Raw genomic sequence first — 24,123 nt, 5'->3', positions numbered from 1 at the left:
ATAGCTTCTGGATGCGTGCTTGACAAAAGGGTGGCCTTGGCCTTGACCCCCCGCCCATGAGCACGACCGAAATTCACGCCTATCGTACCCACCATTGCGCCGAGCTGACGGCCGCGCATGTCGGCCAGACCGTCCGGCTGTCCGGCTGGATCCACCGCAAGCGCGACCATGGCGGCGTGCTGTTCATCGATCTGCGCGACCATCATGGCTTGACCCAGCTTGTGGTTGCGGCCGGATCCCCCTTCCTGGAAACACTGGACCGGCTGCGGCTGGAATCCGTGGTGACCATCGACGGCGAAGTGGTGGCGCGCAGCGAGGGCACGGTGAACCCGAACCTGCCGACCGGCGCCATCGAAGTGCGGGTGCGCGGGGTTTCGGTGCAATCCGAGGCGGCCGAACTGCCGCTGCCGGTGGCCGGCGAGGCGGAGTATCCCGAGGACATCCGCCTGCGCTACCGCTTCCTGGATCTGAGGCGGGAGCGTCTGCACAGGAACATCGTGCTGCGTTCGAAGGTGATTTCCAGCCTTCGCCAGCGCATGCAGGCGCAAGGATTCACCGAATATCAGACACCGATCCTGACGGCCTCCAGCCCCGAGGGCGCGCGCGACTTCCTGGTGCCCAGCCGCCTGCATCCGGGCAAATTCTATGCGCTTCCGCAGGCGCCGCAGATGTTCAAGCAGCTGCTGATGGTGGCCGGATTCGACCGCTATTTCCAGATCGCGCCCTGTTTCCGCGACGAGGATGCGCGGGCGGATCGGTCCCCCGGCGAGTTCTACCAGCTCGATTTCGAGATGAGTTTCGTGACGCAGGAGGATGTGTTCCAGGCGATCGAGCCGGTGCTGGCGGGCGTGTTCCGCGAGTTTGCCGGCTGGGGCCGGGAGACGCCCTGGGCCGTGACGGAAGGCGCATTCCCGCGCATCCCCTATCGCGAATCCATGCTGAAATACGGCAACGACAAGCCTGATCTGCGCAACCCGTTGATTATTCAGGATGTGTCGGATCATTTCAAGCAATCCGGCTTCGGCCTGTTCGAGAAGATCGTGGGGTCAGGCGGCGTGGTGCGGGCCATTCCGGCGCCGAACACGGCGGACAAGAGCCGCAAGTTCTTCGATGACATGAACGAATGGGCGCGCAGCGAAGGCCATGCGGGCCTTGGCTATGTGACGCGCAAGGGCGGCGAATTCGGCGGCCCGATCGCCAAGAACCATGGCACCGAAGGCATGGAAGCCATCTATGCCCAGCTGGGCCTGGGGCCGGACGACGGGCTGTTCTTCGCGGCAGGCAAGGAACTTGCCGCGGCCAAGCTGGCCGGGTTTGCCCGCACCCGCGTGGGGGAACAGCTGGGGCTGATCGAGCAGGGCGCCTTCCGCTTCTGCTGGATCGTCGATTTCCCGATGTTCGAGGCGGACGAGGAAACCGGAAAGATCGACTTTTCCCACAACCCCTTCTCCATGCCGCAGGGCGAGATGGCGGCGCTGGAGACGAAGGATCCGCTGGAAATCTTGGCCTATCAGTATGACATCGTCTGCAACGGGGTGGAGCTGTCTTCCGGTGCGATCCGGAACCACAAGCCCGAAATCATGTACAAGGCGTTCGAAATCGCCGGCTACACGCGGGATCAGGTGGACACGAACTTCCCCGGGATGATCAACGCCTTCAAATATGGGGCGCCGCCGCACGGCGGTTCCGCGCCGGGCGTGGACCGGATCGTGATGCTGATCGCGGACGAACCGAACATCCGCGAAGTCACGCTGTTCCCGCTGAACCAGAAGGCCGAGGATCTGATGATGAACGCGCCTTCGGCCGTGACGGAAAAGCAGCTGCGCGAACTGCACATCCAGCCGCGCAAGCCCGCATAAAGGGTGGGAAGCCTGCCCCGGCAGGGCGCGATGCGCCCCGCCGGGTTAGGGCAAGCGGAACAGCCGGCCGCGGGCGATCAGTATTTGACCGAGCAGCCGTAAGGCCGGCTGGTGGGCGTGGCGACCGGCTTTCCGGCCTTCACATCCGCCAGAGCCAGTTTCACCAGCGGTTCGGCCCTGGCGATATCGGCCGGGTTGGCGCTGGGGATGCTGTCGATCCCGCCGGCATAGGCCAGCGTGCCATCGGGCGCGATCACGAACATGTGCGGCGTGGTCCGTGCGCCATAGGCACGGCCCACGGCGCCATCCGGATCCAGAAGATAGGCGCTGGACTGGAAGCCCTGCTGGCGGATCTTGGCGTTGGCCTGTTCCCCGCTGAGATGGCCCTGTTTGCCGGGCGCGCCGGAGTTGATCGTCAGCCAGACGGCGCCGCCCTTGCGGGCTTCGGCCTGAAGCTTCTGCATGTCGCCGCCGGAATAATATTTCTGCACGAAGGGGCATTCCGGGTTGGTCCATTCCAGCACCACCGGCTTGCCCTTGAAATCCGAGAGGCTGACGTTGCGTCCGTTCGAATCGGTTGCCGTGAAGGCCGGTGCGGGCTGGCCGACGACGGCGTTCGCCCATGCGGGGGCGGCCAGGACACCGAGGAACGCAATCGGGGCAACTGCTGCGAACAGGGGCTTCGTCATGATTGTCTCCTTCATGGTCAGGCGCAACATGTCAGCCGGCGGATGAACGCGGGCTTGCAAGCGATGTCAGCGTATCGACGGTCAGGATCTGCGGAAGTTCCGTGACCTGCCCATTCGTATCGTAGAAGAGGTAGAGCGGAATGCCGGCGCGGCCGCGCTGTTCCAGGAAACGGGCGATGGCGGGATCCGGCCGGGTCCAGTCCCCGACCATGACCTGGATGCCGGCATCGGCGAAGGCCTTTGCGACGGCGGGATCCGACAGCGCGCCCTTTTCGTTGACCTTGCAGGTCAGGCACCAGTCCGCCGTGAAGTAGAGGAAGGTGGCGCGCCGGTCCGCCTGGGCCTTTGCGATGGCCTCGGGCGTGAAGGGTGTGGCGGACAGGCCCGACGGACCGGGTTCGCGGGTGAGGGGATCCTGTTCCGCCGGAACACGGGCCAGCGCGATCGGCGACAGCAGGGCGATCAGCGCAGCCAGCGAGATCGTGACGACGATCGAGGCCTGCCTGCGCTGCCGCAGCCCCAGGATCCACAGCAGCACCGACAATGCGAGCGCGAAGGAGAGGCCCATCATCAGGGCGTTGTGCCCGGCCTGCCGCCCCAGTACCCAGGCCAGCGCAAGCGCGGTCAGGAACATGGGGACGGCGAGGATGCGACGGAAGCTGTCCATCCAGGGCCCCGGTTTCGGCAGACGGCGACGCAGCGCCGGAATGAAGCCGATGGCGAGGAAGGGAAGCGCCAGCCCGAAGCCCAGCCCGGCGAACACGGCCAGCCCCGCGACAGGCGGCAGCAGCAGGGCGGCCCCCAACGCGCCGGCCATGAAGGGCCCGGTACAGGGCGTCGCCACGAAGGCCGCAAGCGCCCCGGTGAAGAAGGCGCCCTTCGCGCCCGGTTTCAATGCCAGACCAGATCCGATGTTCGCCGCGCCGAGATCCACTTCATAGAGGCCGGCGAAGTTGAGGCCGATCGCAAGCGTCAGCAGCATCAGCACCAGAACCACGCGCGGATCCTGCAGCTGGAAGGCCCATCCGGCGCCCTGGCCCGCAGCCGCGATGCCGATGGCGGCCAGGCCGAGCAGCGACGTGACCAGCACCACGCCCGCCGTGTAGGCGACGCCTTCCGACCGGGCGTGGGCAGCCGATTCGCCAGCCCGTGCGAGGCTGAGCGCCTTCAGGCTGAGGATCGGAAAGACGCAGGGCATCAGGTTCAGGATGAGCCCGCCGAGGATGGCGAGGCCCAGCGCCGGCCAGAAAGCGGCCATGCCGCCGCTTTTGGCGGCTGCGCCGGCAAGCGGCTGACCCACGGGGACCTCGCCCGGCTGTGCCGTCAGCGTGAGGCCCATCACCTCTCCGTCGCGTTCGATGCGCAACAGGCCCGGAACGGCGGACGGCCGGGAGCCGGGAACGGCTTCGCCCTCGATGATGAGGGCTGTCGATGTCCGGCTGACGACCTGTGGTGCAGCGAACAGGAAGCTGTCGTCCCCGCTGGCGAAGAAGTGCGCGGCAGTGACGGAGCCTGTATCCGCGAAGGGGACGGACAGGCGGATACGCCCGCCTTCCGTCCGGAAGCTGGCGGGTTCGGCAAGCTGGCGGGGAAGGGCGCTGCGGGCGGCATCGAAGCGGGCCTTCTGCGCCGGATCGGCCGCCCCGTCGCCGACCGGCAGGTTCAGGGCCAGATCGGCGCCTTCGGGAATGCAGATCTTGTCGTCGCACACCAGCCAGTCGATCCGTGCCTTCAGTGGCAGGTCGCCCGACGCGCCCTGTGGCACGGTGACGTCGGCGAGAAGCATGTTTTCCTCGCCATAGACATGGTTCATCAGCCCGGCGACGATATAGGTTTCCGGCACCGGATATCGGAAGCCGGATACGGTGACGCCCTTCGGCAGCCGCCAATCGGCGCGCGTGGGCATGCCGCTATCGCCCGGATTTTCCCAATAGGTGTGCCAGCCCGGTTTCGGCTTCATCACCAGGCCGATGGTGAAGCGCTGGCCGGGCGCCGGGGCCCCGACCTCGCTGACCAGTTCGACACGGGTATTTTCAAGCTGGGCGCTGCTGGCGGCAAGGGCCGGGGCAGCGACGAGGGCGGCGAGAGCCAGGATCAGGCGTGAAAGCATCGCCGCCTGTTTTAAGGGAGCGGGCGTAGCGGGGGAAGGGGTGCGTTTGCCGACAGAATGAAGCCCCGGCTTCAGGACGGCAAAGAAAAAGGCGGGGATGAACCCCGCCTTTTCCTGTTTCGACAATCTTGCGGCGAATCCGCCTGCCGGCGCTGGGCGCTGGCTGCGGCCGCTTCGGATCAGCGCTTCGAGAACTGGAAGCTGCGGCGGGCCTTGGCCTTGCCGTACTTCTTCCGCTCGACCGCGCGGCTGTCGCGGGTGAGGAAGCCGGCCTGCTTCACGGCGGTGCGCAGGGCCGGTTCGTAGCGGGTGAGCGCCTGGGCAATGCCATGCTTCACCGCGCCGGCCTGACCGGAGAGTCCGCCGCCGACGACGGTGGCGACCACATCATACTGTTCGCGGCGCTCGGCCACGTCGAACGGCTGGTTGATCACCAGACGCAGCGTGGGGCGGGCGAAATAGACGGTCTGATCGCGGCCGTTGACGATGATCTTGCCGGAGCCCGGCTTCAGCCACACGCGGGCGACGGCATCCTTGCGGCGGCCGGTCGCATAGGCGCGGCCGAACTTGTCGAGGATCTGCGGGCGCAGAGCCACGGGCTCGGCCTGCACGACCGGCGCTGCCGGGGCAGCTTCGGCAACCGGGGCGGCTTCAGGGGCGGGCGCCGGCGCGGCGGGCTGGGACTGCTGCAGCTTCGCGAGATCCGCGAGGCTCATGCGGGTGTCTTCCTGAGGGGTGTTCTCGCTCATTTCGCGGCAACCTTGCCTTCTGCCTGGGCGCCCAGGACGTTCTTGCGGTTCATCGAGGCGACATCGAGCACCTCGGGGTTCTGCGCGGCATGCGGATGTTCAGTGCCGGCGAAGACACGCAGGTTGCGCATCTGCTGGCGGCCAAGCGGCCCGCGCGGGATCATCCGCTCGACAGCCTTTTCAAGGACGCGCTCGGGGAAGCGGCCTTCCAGCACCTTGTCGGCGCGGACTTCCTTGATGCCGCCGGCGTAGCCGGTGTGGCGATAGTAGAACTTCTGCGTCGCCTTGCGGCCGGTGAAGCGCACCTTGTCCGCGTTGATGACGATGACATTGTCACCGCAGTCGACGTGCGGGGTGAAGCTTGCCTTGTGCTTGCCGCGCAGGCGGTTGGCGACAATGGTGGCCAGACGGCCGACGACGAGGCCGTCGGCATCGATCAGGATCCACTTCTTTTCGACCTCGGCAGGTTTTGCCGAGGCAGTGGTGCGGGTGAGCATCGCTTGTCCTTGGGTTGGTATTCAGATCAGGCGCGGCCCCTACGCGAACAGGGTGCAAATGGCAAGGAAATGAGGTGTGGTATTTTGATACCCCATGTCTTGCGGACCTATCCGGACGGTTCGCCTTGCGACCTGACCCAGGCGGCATAGGCCTCAAGACTGGCTTCGACGGGCCAGACTGTGATGGCCGGCACTTCATAGCTGTGTTCGCTGGCGATGGAATCGACCAGCGCCTGTGCTGTGCTGTTGGCCGACTTGAAGATGACCGCGACTTCGGACGCCTCGACGACGTCCGCATTCCAGCGATAGATCGACGTGCAGCCGCCAAGGATGTTGGCGCAGGCCGCAAGCCGCCGCTCCACCATGGCCCTGGAGACCCGCCGGGCTTCCTCCATCGAGCCGAAGACGCAATAGACGGAAACGATGCCGGTCAATGCAGCCTCCTCCGCTATGGCCTGCCCACAACATGCGCGCCCCAGGCCGTGGCTGCGACAACAAGTGCGCCGACCGCCTGGTGCAGCACGGCAAGGGTGATGTTCATGCCCGTCATGACCACGGCGATCCCCAGCAGGATCTGGATTCCGAAGGCGCTGTGGATAGCGACGGATGCACGCCTGCAGCCCGCCTTGCGGGCGGCGCGGGCCAGCAGGATCAGCGCGCCGACGGCCACCCAGGCCCACCAGCGGTGCAGGAAATGCACCAGATGCGGATCATCCGCGAGGCTGGAAAGCCCTGTGAATTGCGCATTTTCCGGGAAGAAGCGGCCGTTCATGAGCGGCCATGTATCCGAAGCCCACCCAGCGTTCAGCCCGGCAACCCATGCACCGAGCAGCAACTGGACGAACAGGATGGCCGAGGTTGTGAGCGCCAGCGGCGTGAATCGTGCGGGGCTGGTGGCCGGATCGGCGGCGAGCGCGCGCAGATCCAGCGCGGTCCAGATCAGGCCGGCCAGGATGAACAGCGCGGTCAGCAGGTGGACGGCCAGCCGGTAATGCGAGACATCCGTGCGTTCGGAGAGGCCCGACGACACCATCCACCAGCCGATCGCGCCTTGCAGCCCGCCCAGCGCCAGCAGGGCAAGCAGGCGAGGGGCATAGCCCCTGGGAATCGCGCGGCGGGCTGCGAACCAGGCCAGCGGCAGCGCGAAAGCGACGCCGATCAGGCGGCCCAGCAGGCGATGCACCCATTCCCAGAAATAGATGAACTTGAAATCCGCCAGGCTCATCCCCTGGTTCAGTTCCTGATATTCCGGGATCTGCTGGTATTTTTCGAACTCCGCGATCCATTGTGCTTCGTTGAGCGGGGGCACGGCGCCTGTGATGGGTTTCCATTCGGTGATGGAAAGGCCCGATTCCGTGAGGCGGGTGATGCCGCCCACCACGACCATCGCAAAGACGAGGAAGGCAACGGCCAGCAGCCAGTTCGCAAGCGCGGACGGGCGGGCGGACGGCGGCGTGAAGACGGGGTTGCTGGGCATGCCGCATCCTTAGCCGGGGCGTGCAGACGGAAAAAGGGGCGCCCTGTTGCGACCGGATGGCGCGGGGCCTCTTTCGGATCGTCGCCTTTCCGCCTAGTCTTGTCGCATAATGGACATTGAAAAATCCCCTGATCCGCAACCGGCGCCGGCGGCAACGCCCGTAACTGCCCCGGCCGCCCCCCCTGTCGTCGCCGAGGTATCCGCCCCGGCCCCCCATTCCGGCGGTGTTGCCCCGGTGGCCTGGGAATGGCCATCCGTTCACCCCGAAGCGTGGAAGTATGCCGCCGTGCCAGCTGCGCTGGCGCTGGTGTCCTTCCTGTCCGGCTGGAGCATCGTCGCCTGGCCGATGGTGGCGCTGGCTGTGTTCATCTGCGCCTTCTTTCGCGATCCGAAGCGCGCCTCCCCGGCAGGCGACGGGTTGATCCTTTCCCCCGCCGATGGCCTGGTCAGCCAGATCATGACGGTGGAACTGCCGCGCCAACTGGTGGGCGAGGGCGCGCTGACGCATGGAACCGCCACGCGCATCTCCATCTTCATGTCGGTGTTCGATGTGCACATCAATCGTGCGCCGATCGCGGGCACGGTGACGCGCATGGCCTATGTGCCGGGCGCTTTCCTGAACGCGGATCTGGACAAGGCGAGCGAGGAGAATGAGCGGCAATATTTCCTGATCGAGGGCGCCGACGGCACGCGCGTCGGCTTCACGCAGATCGCCGGGCTGATTGCCCGCCGCATCGTGGGCTTCGTGCGGGAAGGCTCTGTCGTGGGAGTCGGGCAGCGCGTGGGACTGATCCGCTTCGGAAGCCGGGTGGATGTGTTCCTGCCCGAAGGCTATGCGCCGCAGGTGGTGAAGGGGCAGCGCGCCGTCGCCGGAGAAACGGTGATTGCCGCCAGAGGCGTTGGCCCGGCCCGGCCGGGGCCGCGCCAATGAGCGAGCCTGTCCGGCCCGGCCCGCCGCCGCTTCCCCTGCGGGCGCTGATTCCCAACGCCATCACCATGCTGGCGCTCTGTTCCGGGGCGACCGGCGTGCGCTTTGCCATCGGCGGCGAGTTCGACAAGGCGGCTGCCGCCATCGTGATCGCGGCCGTGCTGGATGGAATCGATGGCCGGGTGGCGCGGCTGCTGCGCGGCACCAGCCGGTTCGGCGCGGAGCTGGATTCCCTGTCGGACGTGACGGCGTTCGGGGTTGCGCCGGCGCTGATTCTGTACCTGTGGGCACTGGAAGATCTGGGCCGCCCGGGCTGGGTGGTCGCGCTGGCGCTGGCCGTGTGCTGTGCGCTGCGGCTGGCGCGGTTCAACACCGCGCTGGATCATGAGGATCTGCCCAAGAAACGGCTGGGTTTCACAACCGGCGTTCCCGCGCCGGCAGGCGCAGGCCTTGCGCTGGCCCCCCTGTTCTGGAGCCTTGCCCATGATGGCGCGCTGGATCCGGACCCGCACAGCCGGGCCGTTCTGGTGGCCGTGGTGACGGGCGTGACTGCGTTCCTGATGGTATCCGCCCTGCCGGGCTGGGGGTTCAAGGCCGTCCGCATCCCGCGGAGCGCCAGGCTGTTCGTGCTTGCCGCCGTGGGGCTGTTCGCGGCGGCGCTGGCGCAGGCGCCCTGGATGACGCTGTTCGTTCTTTCGCTGGCCTATGGCCTGTCCTTTCCGTTCGCCACCATCCGCTACAACCAGTTGCGCAAGGCGGAACGGATGGCGCAGGACGACGGGGAACCTAGGCCGCCATCCTGAGGTTTGTGGCAACCGCGCGGCGCGCGGGGAAGGCGATGACATTCGATTCCCCCGTGCCGCCGGTGGACAGGCGGACAAGCCTGGGCTGAGGGCCGCGAAGCGCCAGCGCCAGCGCAGGCGACCGCCGCCACAGCAGGACAAGGTTCAGCCCGACGATTGCCATGAGCGCAATCGGGCCAAGAAGGGCCGTGGTGGAAGCGAGCATCCGCATCATCCTTTCGAATCGGGTTCGATTTGAATGTTCTTCTTTTGTTCCGAACGAGTCAAGCCTGGTCAGGCCAGGTCGGTGGCGCTGTGTTGCGGCCGTGAAACAGGGGGGCCTTTCCGTGCGCCGCGCCTTTGCGCTAGGGAAGGGGGCATGGGAGGACGACGGGATATGACGACGGGCACGATGCAGGACTGGCCGCTTCTGGTGTGGAAGCTGATCGATCATGCGGCGCTGAATCATGGCGAGCGGGAGATCGTGAGCCTGACATGCGAGGGGCATGAGGTTCGCACGAGCTGGCGCCAGGTGCAGGGGCGTGCCCGGCAGGTGGCGCAGGCGCTGCGCGGGCTGGGCATCAGGCCCGGCGACCGGGTGGCGACCCTAGCCTGGAACACATATCGGCATGTGGAAAGCTGGTACGGGATTTCAGGCATGGGCGGCGTGGCGCACACCATCAACCCACGTCTGTTCGAGGACCAGATCGCCTATATCGCCAACCATGCCGAAGACCGGGTGCTGTTCTTCGATCTGACCTTCGTGAAGCTGGTGGAAAAGCTGGCGCCGCGGCTGAGCACGATCGAGCATTTCGTTCTGCTGACGGATCGCGCCCACATGCCGGATGACTGCGCGCTGGACCTGATCTGCTACGAGGAGTTGATCGCGGGGCAGGATGCGGATGCGCCCTGGACCGTCGTTGCGGAAACCGCGCCGTCTGGCCTGTGCTATACATCCGGCACCACGGGGAACCCGAAGGGGGTGCAATATTCCCACCGGGCCAATGTGTTGCACGCCTATGGCGCCTGCATGGGCGATGTTCTGGACATTCGTTCGGAAACGGTGATCCTGCCGGTGGTGCCCATGTATCACGCCAACGCCTGGGGGGTGCCCTATGCGGCGGCGGCAACCGGCGCGAAGCTTGTGATGTGCGGGCCCAATTTCGACGCGCCCACCATTGCCAACATGATCCGCAAGGAAGGCGTGACGCTGACGCTGGCGGTGCCGACCGTGTGGCTGGGCATGCTGCAGCATCTGGAGGCGACCGGCACGAACCTGGATCCGCTGAAGCGCGTGGTGATCGGCGGATCGGCTGCGCCGCGTGCCATGATCGAGGCGTTCGAGGAAAAATACGGAGTCGAGGTGTGCCACGCCTGGGGCATGACGGAGATGACGCCCCTGGGCACGCTGGGCACGCTTTCCGCCGAGGCGCGAACGCTGCCGCGCGCAAGGCAGATCGACCTGAAGTGCAAGCAGGGCCGCGCCATCTTCGGCGTGGAACTGAAACTGGTGGACGATGAAGGGCGGGAACTGCCGCGCGACGGCATTGCCTTTGGCCGGCTGATGGTGCGCGGGCCGTGGATCGTGGGCAGCTATTTCAAGGGCGACGGCGGCAACATCCTGGACCGGGACGGCTGGTTCGATACCGGCGACGTCGCGACCATCGACCACAATGGCTATATGCAGATCACGGACCGGTCGAAGGATGTGATCAAGTCCGGCGGGGAATGGATCTCCTCCATCGAGATCGAGAATCTGGCGGTGGGCTGCCCGGGCGTCGCGGAAGCCGCCGTGATCGGCGTGGCCCACCCCAAGTGGGACGAACGGCCCCTTCTGATCATCGTGCGCAAGGAGGGCGCGGCCGTGACGGGCGCGGATGTGCTGGCCTATCTGGAAGGCAAGATCGCCAAATGGTGGATGCCCGACGCCGTGGAGTTTGTGGATTCGATCCCGCATACGGCCACAGGCAAGATCCAGAAGACCACCCTGCGCGAACAGTTTGCGGGCTACCGGCTGGCGGCCTGACGCCGCCGGCCGGCACGCCGGTCAGCGGATCGGGACCTGCACCGTCTTTCCGGCGGGGCCGGGGAAATCCTGGAACAGGGCGGTGGCAAGCACCGGGGTAAGGGGGGTTCCGCGCTGGCCGCCTGCCTGAGTGTCCAGGCTGGCGCGGCCTTCCCAGACGGCCTGATTGCCCGGGTTCTGCACAAGCGAGACGGACAGGGTCGTCGTGGTGGCGACCGATGGGGACGGTTGCCCGCCGACGGGGACGTTCACACTGGTGCCGACGCCGACATTGCCCGAGGAGAAGCCGCCGCCGATACCGATGGAGACGCCGGACTGACGCGGTGGACCCACGCGTTCCGATGTCTGCACATCGACCACGGCCGTGAACTGGGCCGCCTGAGGGCTGGAGACGGGCTCGAACCCCTGGCGGCGCAGTTCCGCGCCCACCGCATTCGCCTGCTGCTGGAATTCCAGGCTACCGGCCATTTCCGGGTTGGCGGGGCGGATATAGACGGCCCCTCTGCCGAGTGGCTGGTTCTGATGGAAGCGCAGCACGCTGGCCGTGGGCGTGGTGGAGCAGGCCCCCAGTGCGAGCGTGACGGCGACCAGTGCGGCGGATGCGGCGCGCATGGTTACAGGCGGACCTGCTGGGTGACGCCGGGTGTTCCCGGGAAGTCCGTGAACAGCGCGGTGGCGAGGCGCGGAACGGCCCAGGTCAGGGTTGCTTCCTGCGAGCCGGCGTTCGCCGTCTTGGAGGCGCGGCCTTCCCAGACCTTCTGGCCGTCACCCTGACGCTGGATCTGGACGGCGATGGTGGTGGTGCGCTCCGTGCTGTTGCGCGGGCCGCGGCCGACCGGGGTTGCGATGATTGTGGGCCCGACGGGGACGCCGACAGTGGTGCCGGGGCGGGTGACGGTGGTGCCGTCCGTCTGGGTGATGTCCAGCGTGGCGACATATTGCGCCTGCCCGGCGTTCGGCACGGTCTGGAAGCCCTGGCGGCGCATTTCGACCGCGACGGATTCCGCATGGGTGCGGAATTCCAGGCTGTTGGCGATGGCGGGATCCGCCGGCTGGATGAACAGCGTTCCCCGGTTGATCGGCTGGTTGGTGTGGAACCGCGCCACATCCGCATACATGCCGCCGCGCCCGCAGGCGCTGAGCGCGATCATCAGCGCGATGGACGATGCGGCCAGAATACCCTTCTTCATTGCTGTTCCCCTGCTCGTTTCCCGCCCTTCCTAGAACTGCTTAGGCGAAATTTCCAGCGCGGTTCGTCGCATATCAGTCCATGTCGGCGGCGCCGATCGGCATGCCGGGCGGCACACGGGGCGCACTGTCGGGGGCGGCGACGAAGGCCTCCACGGCATCCCGGTCCGCCAGCAGCTTCACGAGGCCCGCTTTCCAGTTGCGCTGGGCGGCGGATGTGGCGGGGCTGGCGGCAAGGTCTGCGCGGAAGCGCTCGACCGATCCCTGTAACTGCAGCGCGACGACGGGGGAGAGACCCGGTTGCTGCTGGGCGCGCAGGATGGCGCCGACGATCCGTGTCGCCACGCGCAGCCGCACCTCGTCTGTTGCGGGATCGCCACGGGGGGCGAGCGCCAGCGAGAAGAGGCGCGCCGCGACATCCATGGGGGAGGGCACCTGCGCATCCTGCCCATGCTGCGTCGCCAGCCGGTTCAGCCGCGCCGGGTGCAGCAGCGCCTCCAGCGTCACGGCCGCTGCGGCGTCCGTCGCGGCCAGCGGTTCGAACACGGTGCCGCCGTTGGTGGCGAAGATCTCGATTTCGTGCTGGCGATCCCGTTCCCCGGACCAGCCGGCGGACAGCATTGGCACAAGCCGGGGCGGCACCTGCAGCGGGGACTCAGCGAGTGTATCGACGAGGGCGTTCAACGCCGCCTGCTGCCGGGCGCCTTCCACGGGCACCGCGATGGGGCTTGCGGCCGGACCCACGGCATAGCGGCTGTCGGTTCCGCCCAGAAGTTTCGCCGCCGCTTCCACCTGATAGCGGTGCAGCAGCCAGATCGGCACGAACTTGCGACGGAGCGACATGGCCGGTTCGTTCGCGGCCAGCGCCTGCGGGCCGAAGCGATCGACGGCGGCCTGCCGCACCTGCATCATGCGGCCGAGTTCCGAAACCGGATCGGCGCCATCATCCCACAGGCTGCCATGGGGGTGGGCGCTGCCCACGTCCCGCGCCTGTTCGTCGCTGACGAAGCGCAGGCCCTGCCGGACGGCTTCGTCAGCCTTTGCACGCGCGGCGGCATCGTCATCGGTGCCATAGAGCCAGTCGATGGCATAGGCGTCCCAGCGCCCGGTGCCGACGCCATAGGCATCCGAAAGATCGGGCGCGCCGTTCACCAGCGTCACGCGCGGGGCGGGATAGTCCATCACGGTGGCGCGATCCTGGGTGCTGCCGGCGAAATTGTGCAGCAGGCCCAGCGCATGGCCCACTTCATGGGCGGAGAGCTGGCGGATGCGGGCGAGGGCTGCATTGACGGGATCGTTCGGTCCGCCCGTTCCCACCTTGTCGGCGCCGACAAGGCCTTCGAAGATCAGCATGTCCTGCCGCACGCGCAGGGAGCCGAGGAGGACTGTGCCCTTCAGGATTTCGCCGGTGCGGGGATCGGTGACGGCATAGCCATAGGACCAGCCGCGCGTTGCCCGGTTCACCCAGTTCACGACGTTCACGCGGATATCCAGCGGATCGACGCCTTCTGGCAGGATTTCCACCTTGTAGGCGTCGATGTAGCCGGCGGCCTCGAACGCCTTTTCCCACCAGCGCGCGCCTTCCAGCAACGCGGTGCGGATGGGTTCGGGCGCGGCGTTGTCGATATAGAAGAGGATCGGCTTCTTCACGCGGGACCGTGGCGCGGCGGGATCCGTCTTTTCCAGCCGGAAGCGGTTCGCGAGCTCATGGACGATGGGACTGCCCAGCGGGGCGGCGAAATCGACCACCTGCGTCGCGAAGCTGCCGCCGCGCGGATCGAAGCGGCGCGGGGTGTAGCCGGGTTCAGGCAGTCGGATGAAGCTGTGCCGGACCGTGAGGCTGATCTGGCGCGGATCGGGGGCGATGTTGCGGATTTCGGGGCCTGCGGAATCCGAGGTGAAGGTCTGCCGCGCTTCGAATTCCAGATTGTCGGGGAAGGCCTTTACGGCATTGGGGTCGGCCGCGGTCAGCTCGGGCGCGAGCTTCCAGTTCTTTTCGCCCGCGCCCTTCAGATCGCCCGTCACATCCTGCGCGTCCCGTGCGAGGAAGGGGGCGATGTCGACGAGGAGGGTGCCGCCGGGGCCGGGGATCGCGTCCCCCAGCCACAGGGTCGAGGCGGCGAAGGCGTCGCGCGCGGCGGCCTGTTCTGGGGCTGGCGCGTTCGTCGCCCGGAAGCGGGGGTTTTCCAGTTCGAAGGCGACCTTCTTTCCCAGGCGTCGGATGGCGAGGATATTGGCCGGGCCAGGGCGGGCGCGATCGAGGCCGAGCGGCGCCGAGCCGACGCCCGTGCGCAGCTGCGCCATATAAAGGAGGCGCGCGGAGACGCCGTCGGGCCTTGGCGCGGGCAGTTGCAGCAGGATCCGCCCGCCTGCCTTGTCCACATGCACGGGAAGAAGGCCTGCCTGCTGCACGGTCCCGGCCAGCGGATCGGCGGGCTTCGCAGCGAGCGCCGGGGTGGACAGGAGCAGCAGGGCTGCGGTGGCGAGGAGGCGGGTTTTCATGCCCCCATCGCTATCGGGCGGGCGGGTGCCCCGCAAGCGGCTTCAGCCGCCTGTTTTCCTGAAGGCAGTTCTAGCCGCCTGCGTGGCATTGCCCCTTCATCGCGGCGATCCAGCTGCCGACCAGCGCGATGCCCTCTGCATGGGCGGTCGTGCGGCCGATTTCCGGCATCATCTCGTTCGGCTTCACGCTTTGCATGCGGTAGAGGAGGATGGACTGGTCCGGCTGTCCCGGCACGATGTCGAACAGCCGGTCCCCCGTGCCTTGCCCGGCTGCGACCGGCGGTTTGCACAGGCCCAGCGCGCGCGGGTTGGTGGCGGCGGCGTCCAGATGCAGGCCGGAGGTGCGGGCAGGGCCGGTGGCGCTGTGGCAATGGCCGCAGTTGGTGTCGAGATAGGCGCGGGCGCGCGCCTCCAGCGGCTGGGACTCATCCGTCCAGTCGACGTTGCGCAGGTGCGTTGGTGCGGCCGGAAGGCCGGACAGGCGGCCGCCATCCGCCATCACCTTCAGCTGGTTCGGCGCGCCGGCGAGAAAAGGGGAGGCAATGTCGAGGCTGCGGGCAGTGGGGCCAATGGGGGACATCGCCTTCGTCTGCGCATCGGGCACATGGCAGGAGCCGCACTGGGTGGCATTTGGGATCACATAGGCGAAGTCGCCGCCCGGTTCCGCCCCATGGGGCGCGAGCGTGATGGCCTGCACACCGCCGGTGCGCTTCAGCTTCGCCTGTGTGCCTTCAGCGTTCCAGACATAGGGCAGGGCGACCCACCCTGCCTGCCGCCGGACGAGCAGCCGGGTTTCGACGAGCCGCACGCGGGAGACATCGAGCGCATTGCCGTTCAGCTGTGCGGGGCCATCGGCGGCGATGGCGCGGCCTTCGGGATCGAGCGGGTAGTAGAAGGTCTTGGTGAGGATGGTGCCGATGGGGAAATCCAGCGCCTTTTCCGCATTGTAGGCGGCCGCCTTGCCCTGCGGTATCCAGATTGTGCGCAGCTTGGTGGCATGATCCGTGAACAGCGGGGTGGCGAGCTCATAGGGCATGACGCCCTCGGCCAGCCGCAACATGTCGCCCTCCCGCGAGAGGACGCCCCAGTCCGCAAGCGAGGCCGGATCCGCCGTTTCGTGAAAGGCAACGCCCGGTTGCCGGCCGCAGGCGGCCAGCAGCAGCAGGGCGGCAAGCGCCGCGATGCGCATCACTGGCCGGGGGATGACGCCCAGCTGGTGTCCACCACCGCGGCGGGCAGCGGCGGCAGGGTGCAGGCATGGGCGGTGCTGATGGCAGGGTTCTTGAACTTGTTCGGGCCGTCGGCGTTCAGCACCTCTGCCGGCGCATTGTTCACGCACAGCACGGCGGGCGTGCCCTTGGCAGGTTTCGGATTGGCGAACCCGTCCCACAGGATGTCGGGCAGGCGGCCGTTCAGGCCGAACTTCATTGTTTTCAGCGCTTTCAGTTCGATCGTCCCGGGCGAATCTCCGCCGCCCCTGAAGCGGTTGCCATGGACATGGATGCCCTGTGGCCAGGGATCGAAACTGTCGGCAACGCCTTCCTTCGTCATGTAGCCGGTCGAGAAATAGCTGGAGACGATGATGTTGGCCGTCGCGTTGTCGGCGATGTCGTTGTCGAAGATCTCGACCAGGTCATTCGAGTTGATGACGATGCCCGATCCGGCGGGGACAGAGGCGACCGCCGTGCCCTTGGCGCCGAAGTTCCCGGTGTTGTTGGCGAAGATCCGGTTCCTGAAAACCCGCGTGGTATGGCCGACGGCGGGCAGGTTGGGCATGTTGAACACCAGGATGCCGCCGGTGTTGTTGGTGGCGACATTGTCGAACACGTCGGCGTTCACGCTGTTCTCGATCTCGATCCCGGCCACGTTGAACTCGGCGCGGCTGTTCTTCACGACGATGTCGCGGGACTGGCCGACATAGATGCCCGCGTCCGATGCGCCGATCGCAACGGAGCCGTCGATCAGGACATTCCTCGTCTGCACCGGATAGATGCCATAGGCGCCGTTCCCGGTGTCGGGCCCGTTCGTCCATTCGGTGCGGACACGGCGGATGATCACATTTTCCACACCGTTGATCTTCAGGGCGTCGCCTTTTGAATCCTCAATGGCGAGATCCTCGATCAGGAAGTTTCCGCCCGTCACCAGCAGGCCTTCGGCACCCGCGATCTGGCCCTTAAAGGAGAGGATCGTCCTGTCCATCCCGGCGCCGCGGATGGTGACGCCAGGGCTGGAGAGGCTGAGCGAGCGATCAAGGCTGTAAAAACCTTCGGGAATGCGGATCACATCCCCCGGCTTTGCCGTCACCAGTTGTTCGAGCAACCGTTCGGTCGCCTCCGCGGTGGCCGGGGCGGGGCGTTCGCCCGCCTTTTGATCAGCCGCTTGCGGTTTGCAGGCAGCCAGAAGCAGCGCGCCGCACAACAGGGCCGCTTTGACGGGACGATTGGTCATGCTGCTCCCTCCCCCGGGCAGAATTGGGATGTTGCTCGCATGGGTTCCGACAGGGCGCAAGCCAAAAGTTGAAATGAATTCATTTTTGTTGCCTTTGCGTTCGCGCCTCAGTAGGGCGCGCGCTTTTCGAGGTGTCGATGAACCGCAAGACCCCGACCCAGGCCCGTGCGCTGGCGACCCGCCGCGCGATCCTGAACGCCGCCCACTCGCTACTGGAGACGCATGAGCCCGAGGAGATCGGCACGGTGCAGATCGCCGAGCGGGCAGGCGTGCCGGTGGGTTCGATCTATCGCTATTATGCGAACCGGAGCGATATCTTCCGGGCGCTGGCGCAGGAGGCGATGGAACTGGTCGATGCGCCGCTGGAGGCGATGTTGCTTGCCGGGCTCAGCGTCGATGTTCTGGTTGGACAGGCGGTGGGGTTGCTGCTGGCCGCGAGCACCCCGGCCGATCGCCGGCTGCAACGATATGCCCGCCTCTCGCCCGAGCTTTCGGATGTGTGGATATCTTCCAACCTCCGGATCGAGATGGCGATTGCGGACTCGATCCTGGCCCGCAATCCATTGCTGGACGAACCGACGCGGATCGCCGCATCCCGCGTGCTGATGCAGGCCATTCTGGCGGGGGTGGACGCCATCATCCAGTTTGACGACGCGGATTCGAGGGGGCGCCTGCAAGGCGAACTGGTGAAGATGGCGGCGGCCTATGTGAAGGAACTGCTGCATCGAGGCCAGGCCTGACGCCGGGCCATGCGGCCGCCTCAGCGCCGGCCGGCGGCTTCGAGCAGGAGGCGCGCCTCGTGGCGATCGAGCAGGCGATCCGCGAACAGGCGCATCGCCTTTGCCGCGATCAGCGCCGTGCCGATGATCACGGATGTCTTGTCCCAGCCGCGCAGGGCGAAATCGGACGGCGGGCCTTCGAACAGGATCGCCACGAAGACGCCGAGGATGGCGAGTTGCACCGGCAGGCGGTGCCCGCCGCGCGTCGCGAGCGAGACGCAGGCGCCGATCAGGAGGCCCAGTACCAGCATGCGGGACAGGAGTTCCGCCGAGCTGATGGGCAGTTCGGCGAGCGTCATGCCGATGGTGACGGTGCCGAGACCGCCCAGGAATGCGGTGAGGAAGGCGAGGTTGGAGACGAACTGGCGATCATGTCGGACAGACGCATGCTGGGTGCGGAATTCCCGGTTTACACGGGCGGCCTTCGCCAGCACCGAATGGGGGGCGCCGCGGCCATTCCATCGGCCGAGCAGCTGTTCCACCAGCGTTTCGACCGGCTGATCCTGAAGATCCGCGCCGACGGCCGGAAGCTGGATTGAGGAGGCTTGCCCCTTGTTTGACATTTTCGCGCCTTCGACCCGGATTGTTTTTGATCAGCGGCCGTTTTCCGGCCTTGCCCCAAGGTTATGGCGCGGGGTGGGGGCGGGCAAGGCCGGGATTGTGAACTATGGTTTACTATTCCGGCCATGCAGTTCTGATCCGGGCGCCCGCGCGCCCGGGCACTTCAGTTTTTTGCGCTTTCCCTGCGAGCCATGAATGCGAGGCGTTCGAAGAGCATGACGTCCTGCTCGTTCTTGAGGAGGGCGCCGTGGAGGGGCGGGATGAGTTTCTTCGGATCGCGGGACTGGAGGATGTCGAGTGGGAGATCCTCGTGGAGGAGGAGCTTCAGCCAGTCGAGGAGTTCGGAGGTGCTGGGCTTCTTCTTGAGGCCGGGGACTTCGCGGATGTCGTAGAAGATGGTGAGGGCTTCGCGGACGAGGGCCTTCTGGATGCCGGGGAAATGCACCTCGATGATGGCCTTCATGGTATCGGCATCGGGGAAGCGGATGTAGTGGAAGAAACAGCGACGCAGGAAGGCGTCGGGCAGATCCTTCTCGTTGTTGGAGGTGATGACGACGATCGGGCGCTGCTTCGCCTTCACCGTCTCGCCGGTTTCATACACGTTGAATTCCATCCGATCGAGTTCCTGGAGGAGATCGTTCGGGAATTCGATGTCGGCCTTGTCGATCTCGTCGATCAGAAGGACGGGGAGGGTTGGGGCGGTGAAGGCTTCCCAGAGCTTGCCCTTGCGGATGTAGTTGGCGATGTCGGCGACGCGGGGATCGCCCAGCTGGCTGTCGCGCAGGCGGGCGACGGCATCATATTCGTAGAGGCCCTGTTGCGCCTTGGTGGTGGACTTCACATGCCATTCGAGGAGCGGGGCATTGAGCGCCTTCGAGATTTCGTGGGCGAGGACGGTCTTGCCGGTGCCGGGTTCGCCCTTCACCAGCAGCGGGCGCCGGAGCGTGGCGGCGGCGTTGACCGCGATCTTCAGATCGTCTGTCGCGACGTAAGCGTCTGTGCCCTCGAAACGCGTCGGGTTGCTCATTCGGGAAATCCTTTCGCCCCCCTTGTGCGGCGCAGCGGGCCGATTTTCCAATGGAGATATTGGGAGGGGGTGATGCGGGCGGTGCATGCGTTTCGCCGCGTTTGGGGTTGCGCTGACGGGCGGGGAGCCGCATCAAGCGTTCATGCACGGGGCCCGCACCAGACGGGCCAACGCCAGGGAGATTTGAGTGACCGACAAGGCTGCGGCAATCGCAGGCGAGCCGGGCCGGCCGACATGGCTGGGACATCCGCGCGGCCTGTTCGTTCTGTTCTTCGCCGAGATGTGGGAGCGCTTTTCCTATTACGGGATGCGGGCGCTCTTGATCTTCTACCTGACCAAACACTGGTTGTTCTCGGACGGCGAGGCAGGGGTGATCTATGGGGCGTACACGGCACTGGTGTACATCACGCCGGTGATTGGCGGTTATCTGGCGGATCGCTGGCTGGGGCAGCGGAGGGCGGTGCTGTTCGGGGCGGTGCTGCTGACGTTCGGGCATCTGCTGATGGCGGTGGAAGGCGGCGGCGGCCAATCCGACCCTGCGATCAACGCCTTCTGGCTGGCGCTTTCCTTCATCATCGTGGGCAGCGGGTTCCTTAAGGCGAATATCTCGGTGATCGTGGGGCAGCTGTATCGCCGGACGGACCCCCGGCGTGACCCGGCCTACACCATCTTCTACATCGGGATTAACCTGGGCGCTTTCCTGGGCGCGCTGATCGCGGGCTGGCTGGGGGAGACCTATGGCTGGGCCTATGGTTTTGGCGCGGCGGGCGTGGGAATGCTGCTGGGGCTGGTGGTGTTCGTGATCGGCAAGCCGTGGCTGGAAGGGCGTGGCGAGGCCGCAGACCCGGCGCTGCTTAAGAAGCCTGTGATGGGCATGCCGCTGGAATGGGTGATCTATCTGGGCGGCGTGCTGTGCGTTGGTGTGGTCTGGTGGATGATCCAGAATCAGGAACTGGTGGGAACCCTGCTGGGCGCGTTCGGAGCGCTGCTCGTGGCTTATGTGATCTTCACGGCGGTGACGAAGCTGCCGCCGCATGATCGGGACCGGATCTTTGCGGCGCTGTTCCTGATCTGCGGATCGATCCTGTTCTGGGCGCTGTTCGAGCAGCATGGCAGCAGCGTGAACCTGTTCACCGACCGGCATGTGGACCGGACCATCTTCGGCATCGACGTACCGGCCAGCGTGTTCCAGAGCGTGAACGCCTTCTACATCATCCTGCTGGGGCCGCTGTTCGCGGCGCTGTGGCTGTTCCTGGCGAAGCGGGGTCTGGAGCCTTCGAGCCCTGCGAAGTTCGGGATTGCGCTGGTGCTGGTGGGGCTTTCCTTCCTGGTGCTGGTATGGGGTGCGGCGGCTGCGCCCGATCTGGTGCCGGTGATCTTCATCTTCCTTCTGTACTTGCTGGCGACGACCGGTGAGCTGTGCCTGAGCCCTGTTGGACTGAGCGCGATGAACCGGCTGGCACCGGCACATATGGCGAGCCTGATCATGGGAACCTGGTTCTTCGCCTCGGCCACTGGCAATTTTGCGGCCGGGCTTATTGCATCTGCCACGGGCGGCCATGAGGGCACGGCAACGAAGGAGTCGGTGCTGGCAGTCTATGCCAATGTTGGCTGGCTTGGTGTCGGTGTGGGCGTGGCCGTGCTGGTGGTGAGCCCGCTGATCCGTCGGCTGATGCATCTGGATACATTGCAGGACGACGCGGTTGCGGGCGAGGCTGAGATTGGGGAACCGGCGGCGGCCGGCGTGCACCCCGGAAAGGTGAACTGATGCGGATTGCAGGTGTTGGGCTGCTGGCGGCGTTGCTGGCAGGGTGTGCGACGACGAGTGGCGGGAAGCAGGCGGCTTCCCCGGCGCCGGTGCCGGCGCTTCAGGGTGGAAGCGCGAAAGCCGAAGCCGAACTGAGATCGACCTACAAGGCCTGGCCGGGCGTGCCGACGGTGATCCGCAACGTGACCATCTATGACGGCAAGGGCGGGCGCATCGAGAATGGCGCCGTGCGCTTCGAGAACGGCAAGGTGACGGCGATCGGCCAGACCGTGGATCAGGCCGGCGCGACGCTGATCGACGGCGCGGGCAAGTGGGTGACGCCCGGCATCATCGACATCCATTCCCACCTGGGGAATTATCCTTCCCCCGGCGTGCAGGCGCATTCGGACGGCAACGAGGTGACCGGGCCGGTGCGGTCGGAGGTGTGGGCCATTCATGGCGTGTGGCCGCAGGATCCGGGCTTTTCGCGGGCGCTGGCCGGCGGGGTGACGGTGCTGCATGTGCTGCCCGGTTCCGCCAACCTGTTCGGCGGGCGCGGGGCGACGCTGAAGAATGTCTATGGCCGCACGGCGCAGGACATGCTGATGCCCGAAGCCCCCTGGACGCTGAAGATGGCCTGCGGGGAAAATCCGAAGCGGGTTTACGGCAGCCGCAGCCAGATGCCGGGTTCGCGCATGGGCAACATCGCCATGACACGGCAGACCTGGGCGAATGCGCGCGATTACCAGGCGAAGATGAAGGCGGCCAAGACGCCGCAGCAGCGCAACCTGCAGATGGAAACGCTTGCCGGCGTGCTGGACGGGGAGATCCTGATCCAGAACCACTGCTACCGCGCCGACGAGATGGCGAACATGATCCAGCTTTCGAAGGAATTCGGATACAGGATCAGTGCGTTCCACCATGCGGTCGAGGGCTACAAGATCGCCGACCTGATGAAGCAGGAAGGCATCTGCGGCGCAATGTGGGCCGACTGGTGGGGCTTCAAGATGGAAAGCTATGACGGCATCCAGGAGAATCTGCCCTTCCTCCATGCCTCTGGCGGGTGCGCGGTGACCCATTCGGACGATGCCGACGGGATCCAGCGGCTGAATCAGGAAACCGCGAAGGCGCTGGGCCATGGCCGGGCGATGGGCCTGCAGATCAGGGACGAGGAAGCCTGGACCTGGATTGGGATCAATCCGGCGAAGGCCCTGGGGATTGCGGACAAGGTGGGTTCGCTGGAACCGGGCAAGCAGGCGGACGTGGTGCTGTGGAATGGCAATCCGCTGAGTGTCTATTCGCGGCCCGAGATGGTGTGGATCGACGGAGCGCTGATGTACGACACGAAGGATCCGGGGCGGCGGCCTGTGAGCGACTTTGAACTGGGCCAGCCGGGTGAGGGAGATCGGAAATGAACAGGTTTCTGATCGTTCTGTCACTCGCCTCTGTTGCGCTTCCGGCGATGGCGCAGGAGCGCATCGCAATCACGGGCGGCCGGGTGGTGACGAACAATGGCGCCCCGATCGAAGGCGGCGTGGTGCTGATGAATGACGGGGTCGTCGTGGGTGTGGGGCCTGCGGGAACGGCTGTGCCGGCGAACTTCCGCGTGGTGGATGCGAGCGGCAAGTGGGTGACGCCCGGAATCATCGCGGGCATCAGCCAGATCGGCACGTCTGAAGTGAATGGGGAGGATTCGGCCAATGACAATTCGGCCAGGCAATCCGCTTCCAACGCGGCGCTGATGCTGGATGCTGCCCTGAACCCGGCCGAGACATCGATTCCCGTGACCCGGGCCGGTGGTGTGACGACGGCCATTGTCGGGCCGGCGCCGGGGCGGACGCTGTTTGCAGGACAGGGCTTCGTGCTGTCGCTGGCGGAAGGGGCGACCGCGCCGCTGAAGCGGCAGGCGTTCCAGTATGTGGCATACGGGGAACGCGGCGCGGCGCTTTCGGGCGGATCGCGGGCGGCGGCCTGGGCGGAGATCACCAACGCGCTGGAGGAGGCGCGGCGTTTCCAGCAGGGCCGGTTCAGCGAACATGACCAGTCGAAGGATCTGCGCCTGACGCGCGAGGATGCGGAGGTGCTGACGCTGGTGCTGCGGGGCGCGCAGCCGCTGATGGTGCGGGTGGATCGCGCATCCGACATCCGGCAGGTGCTGAAGCTGCCGACGATGTATCCGGGGCTGAAGCTGGTGCTGGTTTCGGCGAACGAGGGCTGGCTGGTGGCCGACGAGATCGCCCGTGCCGGCGTTCCGGTGATCACGCTGGGGATGCAGAACAGGCCGGACGCATTCGAATCGCTGGCGGCCACGCAATCAAACGTGGGCCGGCTGGTGGCGGCGGGGGTGAAGGTTGCGCTGGGCACACCTGACCTCGATGCCTCGTTCCAGCCGCGCAACCTGACCCATTATGCCGGCAACATGGTGGCGCAGGCGAGGCTGCCGGGCGCGACAGGGCTGACCTGGGACCAGGCCTTTGCCACGGTGAGCCGGGCCCCCGCCGAGATCTTCGGGCTGGCGGGACAGGGCATTCTGAAGCCGGGCTCGAGCGGTGATGTGGTGATCTGGAACGGCGATCCGCTGGAACTGTCCTCTCATCCTGAACAGATGTTCATCCGGGGCGTGCCGCAGAGCCTGGAAAGCCGGCAATCGAAGCTGGCGAAGCGGTATCTGCCGGGCCGGGACAGGACGCAGTTGCCGGAAGCCTATCGCCGATAGGCCGGGCTTTCGTTCGGCAGTCGCTTGGGGAGGAGATG

At 66.4% G+C, this 24,123-nt stretch carries 22 protein-coding genes; 8 read left to right on the top strand and 14 right to left on the bottom strand.

The features are described from left to right. The first annotated feature begins 71 nt into the window (after nucleotides 1-71). Nucleotides 72-1,859: an aspartate--tRNA ligase gene (aspS, locus tag ACW9TV_RS11505; protein WP_494305087.1), complete on the top strand. Its 1,788-nt coding sequence runs from the start codon at nucleotides 72-74 to the stop codon at nucleotides 1,857-1,859. Nucleotides 1,860-1,936: 77 nt separating this feature from the next. On the opposite strand, the gene ACW9TV_RS11500 is transcribed toward aspS, so the two are convergent. The 6 genes from ACW9TV_RS11500 to ACW9TV_RS11475 form a co-directional block, all read right to left on the bottom strand. Next, nucleotides 1,937-2,548 carry a thioredoxin family protein gene (locus tag ACW9TV_RS11500; RefSeq protein ID WP_494303608.1) on the bottom strand — a complete coding sequence of 204 codons (612 nt, stop codon included), beginning with the start codon at nucleotides 2,546-2,548 and terminating at the stop codon, nucleotides 1,937-1,939. Between the two features lie 31 nt (nucleotides 2,549-2,579). Continuing rightward, the gene (locus ACW9TV_RS11495) at nucleotides 2,580-4,658 is read right to left on the bottom strand and encodes a protein-disulfide reductase DsbD family protein (protein ID WP_494303607.1); all 2,079 of its coding nucleotides are present in this window, start codon (nucleotides 4,656-4,658) and stop codon (nucleotides 2,580-2,582) included. Nucleotides 4,659-4,837: 179 nt separating this feature from the next. Further along, a complete protein-coding gene (gene rpsI, locus ACW9TV_RS11490; protein ID WP_494303606.1) occupies nucleotides 4,838-5,407 on the bottom strand; it encodes a 30S ribosomal protein S9 in 570 nt (189 codons plus the stop codon). Further along, complete coding sequence (gene rplM / locus ACW9TV_RS11485; protein ID WP_494303605.1) at nucleotides 5,404-5,904, bottom strand: 50S ribosomal protein L13; 501 nt, start codon at nucleotides 5,902-5,904, stop codon at nucleotides 5,404-5,406. Before rplM ends, rpsI begins: the two co-directional genes overlap by 4 nt. A 107-nt stretch (nucleotides 5,905-6,011) precedes the next feature. Next, nucleotides 6,012-6,338, bottom strand: coding sequence for a divalent-cation tolerance protein CutA (gene cutA, locus ACW9TV_RS11480; RefSeq protein ID WP_494303604.1), 327 nt, complete (start codon nucleotides 6,336-6,338; stop codon nucleotides 6,012-6,014). Nucleotides 6,339-6,352: 14 nt separating this feature from the next. Then, nucleotides 6,353-7,381, bottom strand: a complete 1,029-nt coding sequence (locus ACW9TV_RS11475; protein WP_494303603.1) for a COX15/CtaA family protein — start codon at nucleotides 7,379-7,381, stop codon at nucleotides 6,353-6,355. 109 nt (nucleotides 7,382-7,490) lie between these two features. On the opposite strand from ACW9TV_RS11475, the gene ACW9TV_RS11470 reads away from it, so the two are divergent. Both ACW9TV_RS11470 and ACW9TV_RS11465 read left to right on the top strand, forming a co-directional pair. Beyond that, a complete protein-coding gene (locus ACW9TV_RS11470; protein ID WP_494303602.1) occupies nucleotides 7,491-8,312 on the top strand; it encodes a phosphatidylserine decarboxylase in 822 nt (273 codons plus the stop codon). Further along, nucleotides 8,309-9,112 (top strand): CDP-alcohol phosphatidyltransferase family protein, encoded by an 804-nt coding sequence (locus ACW9TV_RS11465; RefSeq protein WP_494303601.1) that lies wholly within the window; start codon nucleotides 8,309-8,311, stop codon nucleotides 9,110-9,112. Before ACW9TV_RS11470 ends, ACW9TV_RS11465 begins: the two co-directional genes overlap by 4 nt. On the opposite strand, the gene ACW9TV_RS11460 is transcribed toward ACW9TV_RS11465, so the two are convergent. Then, nucleotides 9,096-9,317: a hypothetical protein gene (locus ACW9TV_RS11460; RefSeq protein ID WP_494303600.1), complete on the bottom strand. Its 222-nt coding sequence runs from the start codon at nucleotides 9,315-9,317 to the stop codon at nucleotides 9,096-9,098. The two genes, ACW9TV_RS11465 and ACW9TV_RS11460, sit on opposite strands and share 17 nt — an antisense overlap. A gap of 171 nt (nucleotides 9,318-9,488) precedes the next feature. Between ACW9TV_RS11460 and ACW9TV_RS11455 the strand changes: the two genes are divergently transcribed. Continuing rightward, on the top strand, nucleotides 9,489-11,117 hold the full coding sequence (locus ACW9TV_RS11455; RefSeq protein ID WP_494303599.1) for a long-chain-fatty-acid--CoA ligase: 1,629 nt from the start codon (nucleotides 9,489-9,491) through the stop codon (nucleotides 11,115-11,117). A 21-nt stretch (nucleotides 11,118-11,138) separates the two neighbouring features. Here the strand turns inward: ACW9TV_RS11455 and ACW9TV_RS11450 are convergent, their stop codons facing one another. The 5 genes from ACW9TV_RS11450 to ACW9TV_RS11430 form a co-directional block, all read right to left on the bottom strand. After that, on the bottom strand, nucleotides 11,139-11,729 hold the full coding sequence (locus tag ACW9TV_RS11450; RefSeq protein ID WP_494303598.1) for a DUF4136 domain-containing protein: 591 nt from the start codon (nucleotides 11,727-11,729) through the stop codon (nucleotides 11,139-11,141). A gap of 2 nt (nucleotides 11,730-11,731) precedes the next feature. Next, nucleotides 11,732-12,307 (bottom strand): DUF4136 domain-containing protein, encoded by a 576-nt coding sequence (locus tag ACW9TV_RS11445; protein ID WP_494303597.1) that lies wholly within the window; start codon nucleotides 12,305-12,307, stop codon nucleotides 11,732-11,734. A 73-nt stretch (nucleotides 12,308-12,380) separates the two neighbouring features. Beyond that, nucleotides 12,381-14,807 (bottom strand): zinc-dependent metalloprotease, encoded by a 2,427-nt coding sequence (locus ACW9TV_RS11440; RefSeq protein ID WP_494303596.1) that lies wholly within the window; start codon nucleotides 14,805-14,807, stop codon nucleotides 12,381-12,383. Nucleotides 14,808-14,877: 70 nt separating this feature from the next. Next, nucleotides 14,878-15,996: an SO2930 family diheme c-type cytochrome gene (locus ACW9TV_RS11435; protein WP_494303595.1), complete on the bottom strand. Its 1,119-nt coding sequence runs from the start codon at nucleotides 15,994-15,996 to the stop codon at nucleotides 14,878-14,880. Further along, complete coding sequence (locus ACW9TV_RS11430; RefSeq protein ID WP_494303594.1) at nucleotides 15,996-17,255, bottom strand: parallel beta-helix domain-containing protein; 1,260 nt, start codon at nucleotides 17,253-17,255, stop codon at nucleotides 15,996-15,998. The genes ACW9TV_RS11435 and ACW9TV_RS11430 overlap by 1 nt, the downstream gene beginning before the upstream one ends. A gap of 137 nt (nucleotides 17,256-17,392) precedes the next feature. On the opposite strand from ACW9TV_RS11430, the gene ACW9TV_RS11425 reads away from it, so the two are divergent. After that, the gene (locus ACW9TV_RS11425) at nucleotides 17,393-17,995 is read left to right on the top strand and encodes a TetR/AcrR family transcriptional regulator (RefSeq protein ID WP_494303593.1); all 603 of its coding nucleotides are present in this window, start codon (nucleotides 17,393-17,395) and stop codon (nucleotides 17,993-17,995) included. A gap of 20 nt (nucleotides 17,996-18,015) precedes the next feature. On the opposite strand, the gene ACW9TV_RS11420 is transcribed toward ACW9TV_RS11425, so the two are convergent. Further along, nucleotides 18,016-18,597 carry a hypothetical protein gene (locus tag ACW9TV_RS11420; protein ID WP_494303592.1) on the bottom strand — a complete coding sequence of 194 codons (582 nt, stop codon included), beginning with the start codon at nucleotides 18,595-18,597 and terminating at the stop codon, nucleotides 18,016-18,018. 161 nt (nucleotides 18,598-18,758) lie between these two features. Next, complete coding sequence (locus ACW9TV_RS11415; RefSeq protein ID WP_494303591.1) at nucleotides 18,759-19,622, bottom strand: AAA family ATPase; 864 nt, start codon at nucleotides 19,620-19,622, stop codon at nucleotides 18,759-18,761. A 187-nt stretch (nucleotides 19,623-19,809) separates the two neighbouring features. Between ACW9TV_RS11415 and ACW9TV_RS11410 the strand changes: the two genes are divergently transcribed. The 3 genes from ACW9TV_RS11410 to ACW9TV_RS11400 are packed head-to-tail and all read left to right on the top strand — an operon-like array spanning nucleotide 19,810 to nucleotide 24,085. After that, nucleotides 19,810-21,390: a peptide MFS transporter gene (locus ACW9TV_RS11410; RefSeq protein WP_494303590.1), complete on the top strand. Its 1,581-nt coding sequence runs from the start codon at nucleotides 19,810-19,812 to the stop codon at nucleotides 21,388-21,390. After that, entirely contained in the window at nucleotides 21,390-22,784 is a 1,395-nt protein-coding gene (locus ACW9TV_RS11405; protein ID WP_494303589.1) for an amidohydrolase, read from the top strand. The genes ACW9TV_RS11410 and ACW9TV_RS11405 overlap by 1 nt, the downstream gene beginning before the upstream one ends. Continuing rightward, nucleotides 22,781-24,085: an amidohydrolase family protein gene (locus tag ACW9TV_RS11400; RefSeq protein WP_494303588.1), complete on the top strand. Its 1,305-nt coding sequence runs from the start codon at nucleotides 22,781-22,783 to the stop codon at nucleotides 24,083-24,085. Before ACW9TV_RS11405 ends, ACW9TV_RS11400 begins: the two co-directional genes overlap by 4 nt. Nucleotides 24,086-24,123 lie beyond the last annotated feature (38 nt).

The organism is Sandaracinobacter sp. T42 (genome assembly GCF_059115405.1).
Note: the sequence above shows the minus strand (reverse complement) of the source record. Positions and strands in the feature narration are given on the sequence as shown.